General features: G+C 71.0%; 9 protein-coding genes. 6 read left to right on the top strand and 3 right to left on the bottom strand.

Annotated elements, in window-relative coordinates; all coding sequences use genetic code 11:
* Positions 1-149 precede the first annotated feature (149 nt).
* The 3 genes from G6O69_RS31390 (at position 150) to G6O69_RS31380 (ending at position 4,629) form a co-directional block, all read left to right on the top strand.
* Positions 150-1,622, top strand: a complete 1,473-nt coding sequence (locus G6O69_RS31390) for a CapA family protein (protein WP_172307151.1) — start codon at positions 150-152, stop codon at positions 1,620-1,622.
* Positions 1,623-1,682: 60 nt separating this feature from the next.
* On the top strand, positions 1,683-2,867 hold the full coding sequence (locus tag G6O69_RS31385; RefSeq protein WP_172307150.1) for a HEAT repeat domain-containing protein: 1,185 nt from the start codon (positions 1,683-1,685) through the stop codon (positions 2,865-2,867).
* Between the two features lie 223 nt (positions 2,868-3,090).
* Positions 3,091-4,629 carry a hypothetical protein gene (locus tag G6O69_RS31380; protein ID WP_176397199.1) on the top strand — a complete coding sequence of 513 codons (1,539 nt, stop codon included), beginning with the start codon at positions 3,091-3,093 and terminating at the stop codon, positions 4,627-4,629.
* A gap of 228 nt (positions 4,630-4,857) precedes the next feature.
* Here G6O69_RS31380 and G6O69_RS31375 read toward each other — a convergent pair whose 3' ends face one another.
* Together G6O69_RS31375 and G6O69_RS31370 are read right to left on the bottom strand one after the other, a co-directional pair.
* Entirely contained in the window at positions 4,858-10,824 is a 5,967-nt protein-coding gene (locus tag G6O69_RS31375; protein ID WP_172307148.1) for an alpha-2-macroglobulin family protein, read from the bottom strand.
* Between the two features lie 102 nt (positions 10,825-10,926).
* Positions 10,927-12,768: a UbiD family decarboxylase gene (locus G6O69_RS31370; protein WP_172307147.1), complete on the bottom strand. Its 1,842-nt coding sequence runs from the start codon at positions 12,766-12,768 to the stop codon at positions 10,927-10,929.
* 106 nt (positions 12,769-12,874) lie between these two features.
* On the opposite strand from G6O69_RS31370, the gene G6O69_RS31365 reads away from it, so the two are divergent.
* Complete coding sequence (locus G6O69_RS31365; RefSeq protein ID WP_217909948.1) at positions 12,875-14,014, top strand: SUMF1/EgtB/PvdO family nonheme iron enzyme; 1,140 nt, start codon at positions 12,875-12,877, stop codon at positions 14,012-14,014.
* An 82-nt stretch (positions 14,015-14,096) separates the two neighbouring features.
* Here G6O69_RS31365 and G6O69_RS31360 read toward each other — a convergent pair whose 3' ends face one another.
* Positions 14,097-15,209, bottom strand: coding sequence for a hypothetical protein (locus G6O69_RS31360; RefSeq protein ID WP_172307146.1), 1,113 nt, complete (start codon positions 15,207-15,209; stop codon positions 14,097-14,099).
* A gap of 23 nt (positions 15,210-15,232) precedes the next feature.
* On the opposite strand from G6O69_RS31360, the gene G6O69_RS31355 reads away from it, so the two are divergent.
* Both G6O69_RS31355 and G6O69_RS31350 read left to right on the top strand, forming a co-directional pair.
* On the top strand, positions 15,233-15,784 hold the full coding sequence (locus G6O69_RS31355; RefSeq protein WP_176397198.1) for a DUF3575 domain-containing protein: 552 nt from the start codon (positions 15,233-15,235) through the stop codon (positions 15,782-15,784).
* A 180-nt stretch (positions 15,785-15,964) separates the two neighbouring features.
* Positions 15,965-17,164, top strand: a complete 1,200-nt coding sequence (locus tag G6O69_RS31350; RefSeq protein ID WP_172307144.1) for a pectin acetylesterase-family hydrolase — start codon at positions 15,965-15,967, stop codon at positions 17,162-17,164.
* Positions 17,165-17,322 lie beyond the last annotated feature (158 nt).

The raw sequence follows: 17,322 nt of genomic DNA, 5'->3' as shown, positions 1-17,322 counted from the left end.
GGTGGTGCAGTCGGGGGTCCCAGGCCCCTGCACGAATGACGCGAACCGAGTCCGCGCGGTGGATGAAAAAAAATTCTCGGGCCGCGGTCCTCGAGGACATCTCGTGAGCTGGGTGACGGCGGATACAGCGTCGATTAGACTGCGGCGTGATGCTCCGGCCAGCCAGCTTTGGGCTCGTGCTCGGTCCCGCGCTCGCGGTCGGCCTCGGCCCCGCCTGCGCCAAGCCGACATCGAGCGAGGAAGCCCAGTACGCCGAGCAGCCGGTCGCCGGTGCGACAGCGTCTCGAGCCGAAGAGGAGGTGGTTTCCGACGGCGAAGTCTCCTCGGGGGAAGCGGCCGCCAGCGCGGGCGCGGACAGCCTGGACACGCGTCCAGAGCCGCCCTGGGAGCCGACGGAGGACTATCTGCGCTTCTCGGGGGCCTGCGCCGAGGGTCCCCGGGCGACCTTCGCCTTTGGCGGGGATCTGCTGCTGCATCACGAACTCCAGACCCAGGCCTACGCGGCCTCTACAAGGGAGGGCGCCGCGGTGATCTGGGCGGGGATCGCCGATCTCCTGGCCGAGCCGCAGCTGACCTACCTCAACCTCGAGGGCCCGATGGCCCCCGGCCTCGACCGCGACTTCCTCGACGTCCCCGATCCCGGGCGGAGCTTCGATCGCGTGGTCTACAGCGGCTACCCGCGCTTCAACTATCACCCCTCGATCGCCAAGGATCTCGTGCGCGCGGGGATCGACATCGTGTCGACGGCCAACAACCACGCCCTCGATCGTGGATCCGTGGGCGTGGATCGAACCATCGCTGGGCTGCGCCAGGCCAAGCTCGACTTCGTGGGCACGCGCGAGGCTGGCGCGGACGAGCGCTGGTACACGATCACCGAGGTCGAGGGCATGAAGGTCGGGTGGGTGGCGTGCACCAACAACACCAACCAGATCCCCGACGATCTCGACCAGGTGATGCGCTGTGGCCGGGGGGCTGGGGTCGCCAAGGTCATCTCGCGTCTGCGTGCCACGGGGCGCTACGCCAAGCGAGCGCCCCTCGTCGACGCGGTCATCGTGACCCCGCACTGGGGGAAGGAGTACGTCCACGAGCCGCGGGAGAAGGAGCAGGTCCTCGCGCAGAAGTGGATCGACGCCGGGGCGCTGGCGGTGATCGGTAGCCATCCCCACGTGGTCCAGCCCTGGGAGAAGCGCGTCGCCGAGGACGGCCGCGAGGGCCTGGTGCTCTACTCGCTGGGCAATTTCGCCAGCCACCAGCCCGAGCTCCCGCGGCGCAGCTCGCTGCTGCTCTACGTGGAGCTCGTGCGCGTGCCGGCGGGGGAAGACGACGCGGGCGAGGTGCGGATCGCGGGCGTCCGCTATCTGCCCCTGCACGTGCGCGAAGACGGGGGCCGGTACTTCGTCGAGTCCGTCGATCGCGTGGGCGGGCCGGGGGACGCGCGGGCGCTGATCTCGAGGCTGCTCGGCCCCGCGAACCTGGTCCTGCCCGACGAGCAAAAGCGCGGCGACCCCCACTGCGATCCGGCGTGGCGCCCACACCCGATCCCCGAGTGGGCGGCGCAGGTGGAGCCCGCGGAGATCCCCGCGGGCGCGGGTACAGAGGCGACGGTGGAGCAGCCGGGCTAGGAGCCCGTGGTGGGGTCGACCACGCCCTGCTAGCCTGGCTCGGAGCGCAGCACCCAGGGCATGGCGAAGATCGGGATCGAGGAGCGCGTGGCGCTGTGGGTGGCGGGGTCGTCCTGGCGCTGGCTGAGAGAGCGGGGCGAGCGGAGGCTCTTCGTGGCGGCGCAGCGCGATCCTGCCGTGCTCGGGCGGCGGATCATGGAGCTCGGCAGCGAGTCGCCGAAGTGGCGGGCCGTCGCCAGCCAGGCGCTCCTTCATCAGGTCCTGGCGCCGATGACCTGGCCGGCGGCGCAGCGCGCCCCGGTGGACGCCTGGGGCTCTGCGCGCGAGGTCCTCGACGAGGCCGCCCGCGTCTGGGTCGAGGACGCGGCCTGGCCCGCGGTCATCGCTGCCCTCGACGCTGGGGGCGATCCTCAGGGGGAGCGGCTGGCGAGGGCGGCGGCGAACGCCTGCAGCGGATCCGATCGCGCGGATGTCCGCGCGGCCGTGATCGCGCGGATCATCCCCCGTCTGGAGCTCGACGCGGCCAGCAAGGCGATGCCCCCGGCGTCCGCCGTGATGGTCATGGCGGCGCTGCACTTTGGCGAGCGCGAGGCCATCCCAGCCCTGCGCGCGGCGCTGCTCGGGGCGCCCACGATCTGGCGTGATCGGATCCCCGCGCGCCTCGAGGCCTTTGGCTGCGCGGAGGCATGGCGCGCGCTCGCGAGCTATCACGGGCGCAGCGGCCCCGGAGCCTGGCGGGCCGCTCGCGCGGCGCGATCCCTGGCCTTGCTGCGCCTGGGATCCGAGGCCTTCGAGGGGGACGAGGCCGATCCCGAGCCCGGCGTGCGCGCCCTGGCCCTCGAGGCGATGGCCCACGGCAGCGGGCCCAAGCGACGCCGCGAGCGTTTGATCGCCGCGCTCGCCGACGAGGACGCCTTCGTGCGCTGGCGGGCGATCGCGCTGCTCGCTGGCTGCGAGGGCGAGGTCGTCGACGCGGCGCTGCGCGGGGTGCTCGACGACGGCCGCTCGAGCTCGCTCGAGCGGCGCGCGGCGAGCTTGGTGCTCTACGCCCGCGGGGATCAGCGCCTCGCCGATCAGGTCCACGGCTACGAGGCCTCGGTGGCCAGGGCCAAGGCGCGAGACCGGGCCGCGGCCACGCGCGACTGGGAGGCGCTGCGCGAGCTGATGCGTGGAGGCGCGAGCCGTCGCGAGAAGATCGACTCGGTCGTCGACGCCCTGATCGACGGCCTGCTCGGGGATCCTTGAGCTGGCGAGGAGTGAGCCAACGAACGTCGACGTCGTGACACGAGCCGGGAGATGATGCCATGATCCAACCGTGCTGCTTGGCCCGAAGCTCTGCGCGGTGCTCGTCGTCATGCTCGGGCTCGCGTGTCATCGTGAACAGCCAGAGACCCTCACAGCGCCGATACCGTCAGATTCTCCAACTCAATCGACACCGACCGAGGACACATCGCGCGCGAGCGCGGTTGTGGAGTGGACCCCGCTCGTCATTCGTGATGGCCCCCTGCGGATCATCGGACATGGTCCGGACCTCGCCTCGAGCATTGATGGCTGGCCGCGCCCACTCAGCCTCGCGGGTCTCGAGGCGAGAGGACCAACACCGCGGCTCGATTCGATCGCGCGTGACGAGCGAGTCGCCACTGGCTACGCTGTGGGTCCGAACGGCGACGTGTTTGTCGTCGTTCAGGCGATCAGTCCACGTTCGGGGTGGTACGACGCAGCCGTCCAACGGCGCGATGACGAAGACTGGCGGGCGGTCACGGTCGACACCGACCCGCTACTGGTTGACTACTACAGCGTGCTCTTCGTCCGAAGTGGAGCCGTGTTCGGGCTGCTCGCCCATGGACCCGACGCGAACGCGATCGATCTGTCGTCGCCCGCAGGTGCGAAGCAAGCCGAGCGAGCCATGGCCCAGGCGACGACCAGGTTCGTGCGCATCGCCGGTTCGTCGACAGCGACCACGCCCTCGATCCCGGATAATCGCGCTCTTACAGATGTCCGCGCATCCGCGAACGGAACAGTCCATGCTCTCGCAACTCCGCCCCTCGGTGGCGAGCGAGCCCAGACGCTGCCCGAGGTGCTCCGCTGGGCGCCTGACGCGAACCTACCCCAGCGCTCGCGGCTCCCCGGGCTCTCGTCCGGCGAACATCTTCACCTCTCGACATGTGGCGACGAGGTCATCGTGTTCGGTGATGGACGCTACCTCGCTCGGGAGCAGCGCGAAGGGTGGGTCAAAATCCCCGTCGAACTCCCGAACGATGAGCACCTGGCCGACGCGGGAGACAGGATTCACTCGGCCACATGCACGCCGGACGGTGAGCTGTGGCTCGCGTTGGATCACTCGACCTGGGGCCCCCGCATCCTCTTGCGCCGCCCCCCCGCGAGCAAGCGCTGGATGGTCGCGCGGGTACCTGCCCTGTCCGAAGAGTCGATCTCCGCGCGCCCATTCATCTACGAAGACGGCTGGGTCGAGGCGGAGTTCGAGGGTCACTACGAATTCCCGCGCTACGACGCGCTCGCGTGGGCAGACGGCCGCCTGTGGGTCCTCGCATCCTTCGGGCCGTTAGAGCACCCATTTCGCGGCGTGTACTCGAACATTCGGCGCAACGTCATCTACACAGTCGGCGAGATCGAGCGTGAGCCCGAGATCGCCACACCTCGATACGCCGACTGGGCCGTCGACTCGACAGGCGCGCAACAGGTCGGGGGCAGCTGTGATCCCTTCTGGATGGTGCTCGATCGAACAGGCCGCGCGGACGTCGTCGACGAAGCCAAGCGCGACGCGCTCGCGGAGTTATCGAGCGACCCGGAGGTCGTGGAGCTCCAGCTCCTCTATGTTGGCGAGCTCGACGGTCGTCGTGAGCTCGTCCTCCAGGCCCATGCCGAAGATCCACGAGCCGCCGAGGAGCTCGTCCGTCGCGTGAGCGAGATCCTCGGCCTCGAGCTCTTCGCCGACTGCCGCGTGCGGACGCCTGTCGAAGCGATCGCGGAATTTCGCCGCCTCTGACTCGATCGTGGCAGAAGCTAGAGCGGCAATCAGTTTGGAGGCGCGCGGCTCCTGGCGCCGCGGAAGGTGTCAATGAAAATGAGACAGCTTCGGGTTGGATTTAGTGTCCCGTTGCGGGACTCGCGTGGGTGTCGATGGTCTTGTTCGAACTCGGCGCTGCGCCGAGCATGTCGCGGTGACCGACCCTACGACCAGGTGCTCGGCCGTCGCGCCGTCGCGTTGCATGGCTCAGCGCACGCTGAGCCGCGTCGCGCTCGTCCGCGCGTAGATCTCGGGGTAGTACATCAGCTCGGCCGAGGCCGCGGGCATGACGTAGTCGCCCGGGGTGGTCGCGCGCAGGAACACGGTGGTCCGGTGCGTCCCCGGGGGCAGGTGGTCGGCGAAGATCAGCGCGCGATCGCGGTGGAGCTCCTGGTGGCTGACCCAGCCCGCGCGCGCGCCGGAGATCCGCATGGCGGCGCCGCCCTTGCCGAGCTCGAGGTCGACGGCCTCGAGGCCCGCGGGCAGGGGGAGCTCGGCGGCGAGGTAGTCGAGGGCGGCGCGGGACTCGAGCTCGACGTCGAGGGCGAGCAGGGTCCCGGGGGCGACGCTGGGGGCCTCGTCGAGGGGACCCTGCGCGCTGCGCAGCTGCCTGCGGATCGCCACGCCCTCGGCCTTGGCGGGGAGGTCCGTGGCCGTCGAGGCCCACTCGAGGCCGACGCGGTAGTACATGCGCCCGCTGCCGGCGCGCTCGAGGATCAGCTGATCCGCCCCGCCGCGGGCCGCCTGCGCGGCCCCGCCCTCGCCGTGGACGGCGGCGAGCAGCGCGTCCATGGCGGTGAAGCCGTCTTCGAAGCCAAAGCTGCGATCGTGGATCTGGATCGCGGCCACGGGCTGGTTGGCCAGCCACACCCGACCTTCGAAGTCGGGCGCCTCGGCCTCATAGACCGCGGCGTACTCGGCGAGGGCGAGCAACACGAGCGCGTTCTCCTGGGTGTTGGCCCAGCGCCCGCCCTGGCGCGCCGCGAGCAGGCCGCGGGCGAGCTTGGGGACCAGCGGGTGCTCGGGATCGATGGCGAGCATGGCCAGGGTCACCAGGGCGCTGCTGCGGACCTCGGTGTCCCAGTACCACGTCCAGGTCGGCCCACTGGTCTCGACCTTGGCCACGGCCTCGCGCTCGTCGATGTTGGCCTGGAGCTCGGTGAGCAGGCCGGGCAGGCGCGGGTCGTCGGCGTCGGTGTTGGCGATCGCCAGGTCGAGCATGGCCGCCGCGAACACGGGCAGGCGGTGGCGCTCGGCGTAGAGCTCGTCGAGGGCCTCCGGCGGCGCCGCGCCGCGCTCGGACAGGCTCCAGGCGATCAGCGCGGCCTCGATGGCCTGGTCCTCCGGGGGCGCCGTGCGGGCGAGCCAGGTCGAGAGCATGCGTCGCAGGTAGGACTCGGCGCGATCGAGCATGGGCTCGGGGACCTCGTAGCCGGCGCGCGCCGCCAAGGTGAGCACCCAGGTCGCGTAGGCGCTGGCGTAGGGCGCCTCCGTGGCGCCGCCGGGCCAGTAGGAGAAGCCGCCGCTGCTTAGCTGCATGGCGCGCAGGCGATCGACGCCGGCGCGGACGTAGGTCTTGGTGTCCTCGATGCCCAGGGGGTAGCCCTGCTCGGCGAGCTGGCCGAGGGGGACCAGGGGCAGCAGCGAGCTCGAGGTCTGCTCGACGCAGCCGTAGGGATAGCGGACCAGGTAGGCCACGGCGTCCTCGACCCCGCCGAGGATCGTCGAGCCCACGGACACGCTCAGGCCGCCGAAGTTGGGGTCGACCTGGGTGGGCAAGCGAAAGGGCAGCAGCGCGACCGAGTCCTCGCCGCCGAGGCTGCCGTAGACGGCGACGCGATCGCTGAGGGTGCGCTCGGCCTCGATGACCAGGGGCAGGCGCAGGGCGTCGTGCGCGGTCGCGTTGCCCTTCGCCGTGGGCGCGAGGCCGACCCGGACCTCGAGCTCGGGGGTGCCGGTTGCCAGGGCGCGGACCCGAAAGGGCACGCGGACCTGGGCGCCGGCGTCGACGCTCAGCTCGCTGGTGCCCTGGCCGACGAGCTCGAGCACGCCATCGGCCGCGAGCAGGTCGAGGGCGAGGCTGAGGCGGCCGGGGCCGGCGCGGAGGTTGTCGACGATCACGCCGACCTCCGCGCTGTCGCCCGGGCGCATCACCCTGGGCATGGCCAGGCGAACCACGAGCGGCTGGGTGACGCGCACGCGGGCGTCGGCCAGGCCAAAGCGCGGCTCGACCCGGGCGTCGGCGGCGTCGGGCAGGGGCGAGGAGACCACGGCGCTGAGCCGAAAGGTTGTCAGGTTGTCGGGCAGCTCGCCCTCGACGCGGGCGACCCCGTCTGCGCCGAGCTCGGCGTCACCGATGAAGATCGGCGCGCTCGAGAAATTTTGCCGGGCAGGGGCCGCGGGGCCGCCTGCGGCTGTGAGCGTGCCGCCGCCAAGGCCATAGGCAGAGCCCGAAGCCGAGCCTGATCCATAGCCCCTGCCCGGCGGGTGTTGGCGCCACTTGGGGTCGAAGGCCAGGGGCAGGTAGGGGTCGCCGCTGACCGCGAAGGGCAGGCTCAAGGCGGCGTAGCCGTGGGTGACGCTCAGCCCGGCCGAGAACGCGACGACGAAGGTCTCGACGAAGCTGGGCACGCGCGGGGGGGAGAGCGCGTGGATGGCCTCGTCGACGGCCCACACGCTGACGTGGCCGCGGGCTGGACGATCGAAGCGGTCGTGGGCGTGGACCTCGATGGGGATGGTCTGGCCGGTCTGGGCCTCCTCCGGGGCGACGATCGCGACCCGAAGCTCGCGCCCTTCGCTGCCGAGCTCGACGCTGGCCGCGGCTCGCTCCAAGCGCGGGAGGGGATGCGTCTTGTCTGGCGGCGCGACGGCGAAGACCTCGAAGTGGACACCGGGGACCCAGGCCTCGTCGACGCGCAGGCTGTGCTCGGCCCGGCCGTCCTGGAAGCGCAGCGGCCACAGCTCGTGGAGGCCGCCCTTGGCCAGGACCAGCACCCCGGCGCCCTCGGTCCAGGGGCTGCGCGCCTCGACGCGCAGGCTGTCGCCGACGCTGGGGCTGTCGTCGTCGAGGCTGAGGGTGAGGGAGTCGACCGAAGGCCGGGGGGCGTTGCGGTGAGGGTTGGGCTCGGGGACCCACAGCCAGGTCTCGATGCGCGGCTCGTAGCGCGCGCTGGATCGCTCGGACGCGGGCCCGCGGCCGCGGATCACGACCTCGTAGCTGCCGTGATCGAGGGCCTTGAAGTCGCAGCTGGCCTGGCCCTCGGCGTCGGTCTTGACCTCGCAGCGCGGGAGGGTCTTGCTGCGCCTTTGCCAGCCGACGAAGCGGCGCTCTCCGTCCTCGTTGGCGTACTCGGGCTCGGACCAGCTGCGGGTCAAGCTGACCTCGACGCTGCGCCCCGCCGCGGGGGTGCCGTCGTAGTCCAGGGTCCGCAGGGGCAGGTGGAGGTCGGCGCCGTAGTCCACGCGCCGCGGGCTGTGGCTGGCCAGGTAAAAGGGCGGGTGCATCCACACGCTGGCCTCGGCTCCGACCTCGCGGTTGCTGAGATCGGCGACGGCGACGCTGTGGGTGCATAGCGCGGGCACGTCGTCGTGGGTGGGGGTGGGGGTGAGCGAGTAGCTGTGGTGCCCGTCCTCGCCGACCTTGGTGTGGACCAGGCCCACGGCCGGGGCGCGCGTTCCATGGTGGAGGTTCGGCTGGGGGGCCGTGGACCAGCCGACCTCGACCCCGGGGGGGCGAAAGGCTCGGGGGCTGCACTCGGTCGTGGTCCGCAGCCGCGCCATGGGGACGCGGCCGCCGTAGTAGTAGCTGGCGTCGACGCTGATCGTCGTCGACTCGCCGTGGTGGAGATCGCCGTGCTCGCTCTGGGCGGTGACCTCGAACTCGGGGATCGGGAAGTCTTTGATCTGGAGGGTGGTCCTCGCGCTCGCGCCGAGCAGCTTGGCGTCGAGGTTGTAGTCGCCCAGCGAGGGGGACTCGGGGAGCTCGAGGGTCGCCCAGAACTTGCCGTGGGCCTTGGCGCGGACGCTGCGGCTGGCGATCAGCTCGCCGAGGCGGTCACGCAGCTCGATCTGCACCTCGGTCCCCGCGGGCAGCGGGCGCAGGCCGCTGAGCGCGTAGGGGCTGGCGATCGCCGCCCAGCCCATGGCCCGGACCTGCTCACCGCCCTGGTAGAGGCTGCGCTCGGTCATCAGCGCGGCGCGCACGGACTCGCCGGGGCGCAGCGCCTCGTTGGGGGGGGTGGTCTCGTGGGCGTGCAAGGAGGCGATCGAGAGGACCACCGAGTCGTCCCCGGCGCGGGCGCGCAAGAAGGCCTCGCTCGGGAGCTCGGCGCTGCTCGGCAGGCGCAGCAGGCCGTCGGCGTCGGTCTTCCCGAGCACGCGGCCGTCGCCTGGGTTGGCGTTTGCGGGCAGCAGCTCGAGCTGCGCGCCGGCGACGGGGCGATCGTCGTCGAGGCGCGCGACCCGGACGAGGCCGCCGGGCAGGGAGCCGAGGGCCACGATCCCGAGGTTGGTGATCTGCACGAGGGTGCGCTGGCTCGAGGGGAGGGCGCGGCCCTGGGCCCGGGGCAGGAGATCGTCGACGGCGACGTCGACCATGACCGTGGCCGGCTTGCCGCCGGTGTACTTGGCGAGGTCGATGGGCAGCGAGGACCAGCCATATTGACCGCTGTGGCTCAGGGGCACGATCGCCTCGACGATCCGGGCGTGATCCTTGGACGGCCAGCGCGGCTTGTGCCCGGTCCAGCGCTCGGTCAGGGCCACGGGCGCGTGGTCTCGATCGAAGACCGCCACGCGCACGGCCAGCGCCTCGACGTGGCGGCTGTCGACGCCGACCTCGAGCGGGCGATGGCTGGGCAGGGTGCCGCCGGGGCCGAGCTCGAGGCTCGGGGGCGGCTCGACGAATTGCACCTCGAAGCTGCGCTCGCCGGTGATGGCCTGGCCATGGACATCGCGCAGGCCGTCGTCGAGGGTGACCGTGTAGGTCTTGCCGCGCTCGAAGTCACCCCAGACCATCACGCCGCTGTAGGCGTCGAGGGCTTTGGGCGGCTCGGCGCTCCAGTCGTAGTCGCGGTCGACGGCCAGGCTGCCGCTGCCGTGCTCGCTCGGGCTCACGCGCACGCGCTTGGCCGAGGCGCGGGGCAGGGGGGCGGAGAAGCGCAGGTAGATCGGGCCGAGATCGCAGCCGTCGGCGTAGCGCTCGCGCTCGCACTCGAAGTGCGTGACCTCGACGCCTGGGGCGACGCGAAAGGAGAACGCGGCCGCGTTGGCCATGGGTCGCGGGCCGACCTTGCCGACGAGGCCTGCGTCGACGTGCACGACCACCTCGCTGCCGGCCGGCCAGCGCGTCGCCGGTCGGACCTCGAATTGTGGAGGGGTCTGCCAGGCGTCGGGCGCCGCGATCAGCTTGCGCACGCGGACGTCGACGGGGCGGCGCTGGCCGTTGGCGTCGATCGCCTCGGCCCGGGTGTGGCGGCGCAGCTCGGCCAGGCCGATCGCCTGGCTCGAGTAGAGCTCGACCGGGGTCTTCCAGTCGTAGTGCGCCTCTCGCTGGCTGTCGTCGCCATGCCCCATCTGGTGCTCCCAGGGCAGCGACATGCGCAGCTCGGGGCCCTCGGTGGCGAAGCGCCAGTCGAGGGCGACGTCCAGGTTGGGCCCGTCGACGGCCGCGAGCGAGGCGGTGAACTGCACGTGGAATTCGGTCGCCAGGGGCAGGGGCTGCGCGGGCTCGAAGACCAGGCGCGTGGGCTCGGCCCAGAACACCTCGCCCGGGATCGCGGGGGTGATCCGGAGGCCGGCCTGCTCGGGGGCGACGCGCTGCTTTTCACCCAGGGGGACCATGGCCCTGTTGAAGCGCAGCTGGATGTCCTGCTGCATGTTGGTCTCGCCGATCGGGCCGTAGTCGAGGACCTCGGGGGCGGGCAAGGTCGGGAGCTCGGGCGGCTCGGGGTCGCCAGAGCGGGCGCCCCCTTCGAGATCGAGGCCGCCGCCGCGCGAGGCCGCGAGGCTCGCGGGATCGAAGGCCTCGAGCACCTTGGTCTGGTCGTCGACGCGGGGCGCTCGCTCACCGAGGCGAGCGCCCGCCTTGCAGCCGAGGCCGAGGCTCGACAGGGCGATCAGGGCGATCAGGGCGATCAGATACAGCCACGAGGAGGACCAACGAGGCAGGCGGCACACGGGAGCAGCGTCACACCCGCGGCCTTCGCACGTCAATGACGTAGCAGGCACGGGCCCTGCGACGCCCTCGAGCCGTGGAAGTTCCCGGGCCTGTGCTCGCGCTCAGAGCAGGCCGTGGAGCGGGCCCGAGGGGGCGGCGAGCTCGTCGACGCGGCGGCTGACCTCGGGGTCCTCGACGAGCGGGGGCGCGTGCCAGGGCTTGATCCTGGCGTCGATGATCAGCGGCCCCGTGCAGCCCCAATGCTTGTGCTCGGTGAACGCCCCGACGCCGTGGACGTCGTGGCTGGGGTTGCAGCGGGTGAAGCCGACCCACAAGAAATTGTTCAGGGTCCGCGCGCAAAACTCCGCGTCGTCGACGAGCAGGAGCAGCGGGAAGCCGGCCAGGCGCGCGGCCTGGGGCTCGAGGCCGGCAGCGATGGCCTGTGCCGCGGCGTAGCCCTGGTCCGGGCTCGAGAAGGCCGGCCCGCGCACGGCCAGGACCCCGGGCATGACCACCCGAGGATCGCTGCACCCCGCGGGCAGCGAGAGATCGCTGGGCAGGGCGTCGGCCAGGGCCCGGCGCGGCGCCCCGCGGGCGGCGATGACCAGCTTGGAGCCGGCGTTGAGCCCCGTGCCCGAGTAGTCGAGGGTGTCGATGGTCGTGCGCGTATGAAAGTGGAGGTCGTGGGTCCAGTCGACCCGGGCGAGCAGGTGCTGGATGAACGCGGCCTCGTCGCTCACGTCGAGCTGCGGGTCGTCGTTGCCGTCGACGATCATCAAGACCTTGGCGAGCGAGGCCTGGTTGAAGCCGAGCAGGGCGTTGGCGATGGTCAGCAGCTCCTGGGGCCGGCCGGGCTTGTAGGGCACGTAGCGCTCGGAGCCGATCGCCAGCAGCAGGGGGTGGACGCCGGCCGCGTCGACGGCGTGCATGGCTCGCAGGCCGGGCACGGACGCGGGGACCATCGGCCCCGTGAGCGTGTGGATCAGCGCGCCGAAGCTCGTGTCCTCCTGGGGCGGGCGGCCGACCACGGTGAACGGCCAGATCGCCCCGGGGCGGTGGTGCACGGCCTCGACCCGCATCACCGGGAAGTCGTGGCGCAGCGAGTAGTAGCCGAGGTGATCGCCAAAGGGACCCTCGGGCTTGGTGCGCGTGGGATCGATGGTCCCCAAGATCGCGAAGTCGGCGTCAGCGAGCACGCGAAAGCCCTGGTGGGCGCGCACCCGGACCCGGCGGTTGGCGAGCATGCCCGCGAACACGAGCTCGGACAGGCCCTCGGGCAGGGGCATGACGGCGGCGAAGGTGTGCGCCGGCGGACCGCCCACGAAGATAGCGACTTTGAGCGCCTCGCCCCGGGCCGCGGCGCGCTGGTGATGGACCCCGATGCCGCGGTGGATCTGGTAGTGCAGCCCGACCTCGTCCTCGGCGTAGTCGTTGCCGGCGAGCTGGACGCGGTACATCCCGAGGTTGGCGGCCAGCGGCCGGGGGTCGTCGGGGTCTTCGCTGTAGACCTGGGGCAAGGTGATGAAGGGGCCGCCGTCGCCGGGCCAGCTGACGATCTGCGGGAGCTGATCGAGGCTGGTCCGGCAGCCGAGCACGGGCGCGCGCCCAAAGCTGGGGACGCGCCGCGGGAGCGAGCGCAGCCCGGCGAAGGGCAGGCGCCAGAAGCGAAGCGGCGCGCGCAGCACCGCCGTGGGGTCGGCCTTGGCGGCGATCGCCTGCTCGACCAGGCGCAGGCTGTCACGGAAGATGAAGCGGCTGCGCTCGAGCGTTCCGAACAGGTTGCAGACGGCGGGGAAGGGCGAGCCCTCGACGCGCTCGAAGAGCAGCGCGGGCCCGCCGGCGAGGTAGAGCCGGCGCTGGACCTCGGCCATGACCAGCTTTGGATCCATGGGCTGGGCGACGCGGACCAGGTGGCCGTGGCGCTCGAGATCGTCGACGCACTCGCGGAGGCTGCGGTAGCCCAAAGCGAGGCGTTGATAGCACGGCAGCGCCCGGCTTCCAGGCGCCGCGCGTGCCGCGAGCACTGCGGCTGGTTTGGAGGGGGCGAGGCTCGTGGTATGGAGGCCCGCGATGCGGCTTCGCTCGCGCAAATTCGTGGTCCTCGCTCCGCTCTCGCTGGCCTGCCTCGCGCTGGGCTGCAACGAAGGGGAGACTCAGCGGCCGGAGGTCGACGCTGGCGCCGAAGCCGGGCAAGCCGCGGCCGCGGAGCTGCCGGGGAGCCCAGAGGCTGGGGAGGCTGGGGAGGCTGGGGAGGCTGGCGAGGTCGAGCCCGCTGGCGAGGTCGAGCCCGCCGGCGAGCCCGAGCCCGAGCCGGTCAAGCTCGCCGCCCCCGATGGCACGCCGATGCTCGCTTGCGGCGACGGCCCGCCCGAGATGGCCTGCATCCCCGGTGGCGCGTTCATCCGTGGCTCCGACGACGGCCCGGAGAACACCCGACCGCGCGCGGACATCTGGATCCAGACGTTTTGGATGGATCTCAACGAGGTCACCAACGCCGAGTACGAGGCCTGCGAGAAGGCCGGCGAGTGCCCGAAGTCGGGGCCGCAATACCTCGACTTCGATCGCCCCGAGCAGCCGATCAACGGCGTCAGCTGGTTCGACGCCAGGGCCTACTGCGAGGCCCAGGGCAAGCGCCTGCCCTGGGAGGCCGAGTGGGAGAAGGCCGCCCGCGGGACCGACGGCCGGCTCTACCCCTGGGGTGACGAGCCCGCGACCTGCGAGCTGGCGATCATCAAGGGCGAGGCGGAGGGCCGGGGCTGCGGCTTGAAGAAGGCCGGCAAGAAGCCCGAGACCGGCCGCGTGTGGCCGGTCGGCTCGCGCCCGGCCACGCAGTTCGGGCTCTTCGACATGGCCGGCAACTCCTTCGAGTGGGTCGGCGACTGGTACACGCGCTCCTACGAGGAGTGCGGCGAGGGCTGCGTGGGCCTCAACCCCAAGGGCCCCTGCGAGGGCGAGGACGACTGCCCCGGCTACAAGCACAAGATCGTGCGCGGGGGCAGCTGGTACTGGGGGGCGGATCGCGCCACGACGATCTATCGCCGGCCGCACGTGCCCCGCAACCAGCCCTTCCACCACTTCGGCTTTCGCTGCGCCGCGGACCTCGATCAGGCCTCGCGGATCGTCGAGCTGCGGGCGGCCGAGGCCGACCTCGCCGAGTCGACGGCGGACGCGGACGAGGGGACCGAGGACTCCGCGCCCGCGCCGAAGTGAGGGCTGTCTTCGGCGCGCTCAGAGTCTGTGAATTTTTCCCGCACGTCGTCAGGTGCGTCGCGGGGGAGAGATTCACAGACCCTCAGTTGCGCGGGAACCCGAGCGGCTCGGCGCGCAAGAACACCTCGCTGGCGGTGTAGCCCGCGCGGGAGACGACGATCAGGTGCGTGCCGGCGTTGAGCTGGAGCACCTCGACGCCGTCGCCGTGGAGCTCCGGGTGCTCGACCCTCCCGCTGAGCTTGGGGTGGTGAAAGTCGACGACCCTGCGCTTGCCTCGCTCGGCGGCGACGTCGACGACCGTGATGCTGACCCCCTCGGGGGCGCGGGTCTCGAATTGCACGGCCTGGGTCTGGTCCAGCTCCAGGCGCAAGGTCCTGTACATGCCGGGCTCGAGATCCCACAGCGGGCCCATGGTCGTGTCCTCGCTACAGCGCAGCGAGACGTCGAGCCAGCGCTCCGACTCGATCGCGGTGACCGCATCTTCACGCAGGCCGGGATAGTAGTAGGCATTTTGCTCGAGGTACTGGAGCTCGAGCGCGTCGTAGTCGCGGTTCGTGAAGCGCTCGAGCGCCCGCTCGAGCTCGGGCGGCCCAGCCCCAGTGACCACCGTGTTGGCGATGGCGCGCACGGTGCTGGGGCCGCGGGCGGCGTTGAGGTAGGCCATGAAGTGCATGGCGACGTTGTAGTCGAGCTGCCCGTAGCGGTAGCCGGAGGAGGTGATCCACAGCAGCTCGCTGGGCACGGGGCTGCTGGATTGGGGGCGCCGCGAGCCCACGCCGGAGTAGAGCTCGGCGAGGCCCTCCTCCAAAAAGAGGCTGTTTTGGGCTTCGGCGTTGAGCACCGCGTGGACGATCTCGTGGGCCACGCTGTCGCCGGAGCCGATGATCACCCGGGTGCCAGGGTAGTAGCAGCCCAGCGCGGTCGAGCTGCACCAACTATCGAGATCATCCGTAATCCAGTAGAACCGAATGCGTTCCCCGTAGGGAACGGTCTTCGCCAGTGACGATTCGACGAAGCTCAGATGCTCTTCAAAGTAGGCCAGGGTGCCCTCGCACACCGGCTGCTCGAAATCTGGCGCGATCTCGAAGTGCTCGGTGCGGTAGCGGACCTCGGGGACCTCGGTGCAGGCAGCGAGGCTTCCCGTGCCAGCGAGGCCGCAGGCGATCAGCAGCGTGGTCATCACGCGGGAGGTCATGGCGAGCCCTCGCAGCCTGCGGGTTGTTCGCGCTCGCTTTCGCGCTGGCGCCTGCTCGTGCCCGGGCCCTGCGCCCGATCCCTGATCGCTTCGAACATCTGGATCCCCGCCCGTCGAATCAATTGATGCTCCAGGCGACGACGCTGAGCAACCGCGCCGGCGTCAATTTGGGCTATCGCCGCGCCTTTGGCCGCCACTTCAGCCTGGGCGCGAGCTTCGAGTACGTCTACCCCGACGTCGGCTACGGGCATATCCAGGCCCTCGGCCATACCCTCGAGGCGACCGGCTGGATCTCGCGGCCGTGGCTGGGTGTATATTTCTCGCTCAGCTTCACCGTGGGACAGAACTTCCTGTTCGGGGCGCCCAGCATCAACGCCGTGGCGCTCGGCGGCGGCGGATCCATGGGCTGGTCGTGGGACTTCCTCGATCACCTCAACCTCGGCATCGAAGGTGGCCTGCGGCGGATGAGCACGGTCAAGCAGGCGCCGCCGATCTGCAGCCGAGCCGAGCAGTGCATCATGTTGCGCGAGGAGTTCGTCCCTCGCTTCGCGCTGACTTTTGGCTACCGCTTTTGAGCCCCCGGGGACGTCTACGCCGCTGGCCGCTTGGACTTACAGGCCGAGGCCGAGCGGTGGCTCTTGGGGCCCGGGGAGCCGGGGGGGGCGCTCGCGGGGAGTGCGTGGATCGGCATTGGAGGCGGCTCCGCGCGGCGTAATTTGCTTGAGTGGCGCGGATCACAGCCATAGTATCGGTCCATGCCGGTTAAAAAGCTCGCTTGTCTTGGACTCCTGATTGGCCCCCTCCTCGCTGGATGTGGAGCGGAGGGCGCGGCCGACGATAGGGGCGAGAGCGCCGGCACCGAGGACTCGGGGAGCGAGGATGAAGTCGGCGAGACCGGCGAGACCGGCGAGACCGGTGAAGAGGGCGACACGGGCGAGACCGGGGACACGGGCGAGGTCGCCGATCCGCTGCCGGAGGCGCCGGTCGGCGAGTGGCTGTGGGTCGAGATCGAGGGCACCTTTTGCCGCGACGGCTCACCCGCGGGCCTGGGGGTGCGCTACGCCGAGAACAGCGACAAGCTGGCGATCTTCTTGGAGGGCGGCGGGGCCTGCTTCAACTCGCTGACCTGCACGCTCAACCCCTCGAGCATCGCCACGGGAAAATTCGATCCGGGGCCCTACTCGGGGGTGTTCGACGACGAGGAGGCCGACAACCCGCTGATGGAGCACAACTTCATCTACATGCCCTACTGCACGGGGGACGCGTTCATCGGCAGCGAGCCCGTGGGCAACGTCCCCGGCGGTCCCCAAGGTCAGCTCTTCGTCGGTCACGACAACGTCATCACCTCGCTCGAGCGCGTCGTCGACACCTTCCCCGAGCTCGATGACGTCGTGGTCCTGGGCATGAGCGGCGGCGGCTTCGGGGCCGCGTCGAACTACCACACCTTTGCGAGCTTCTTCCCCGACAACGACGTCGCGCTGATCGACGACTCCGGCCCGATCTTTCGCGACGAGTACCTCGCGCCCTGCCTCCAGCAGACCTTCCGCGACGTCTGGGGCGTGGACGACTCGCTGCCGCAGGACTGCGCGGACTGCTTTGGGGCCGACGGCGGCGGGCTGTGGAACTATCTGCCCTTCGTGGCCGAGAGGTACCCCAACGCGCCCAAGGGCATGATCTCCTCGGAGTCCGACGGGACAATCTCGACCTTCTTCGGCTTTGGCGCCAACGACTGCAGCGCCGTCGTGCCGAGCTTCCCGGAGTTCACCGAGGCGCTCTATGACCTGCGTGACAACGTGCTCGTCGAGCCGAGCTGGGGGACCTACTTCCTCGAGGGCAGCGACCACACCTACCTGGGCGGGAGCGACTTCTATGGCATCGAGGTCGATGGCGTGCTGCTCGTGGACTGGGTCGAAGACTTGGTCGACGGCGCGCCCAGCCACGTCAGCCCGCCCTGACCTGAGCTGAGCTGAGCTGAGCTGGCGCCGCGGGCACCGGGCGCCAGGGAGACCATGTGAGCCACATTGGTGACGACCTGGGCGTCAGCCTGCGGAGGCGCTGGCTCCAGCCTGTTCGAGCGCGCTCGACTTCGTGGTGACCACGAGGGAGGGGCGTG

It is taken from the genome of Pseudenhygromyxa sp. WMMC2535 (genome assembly GCF_011083025.2).
This window is presented reverse-complemented; position numbering and strand designations above follow the sequence as displayed.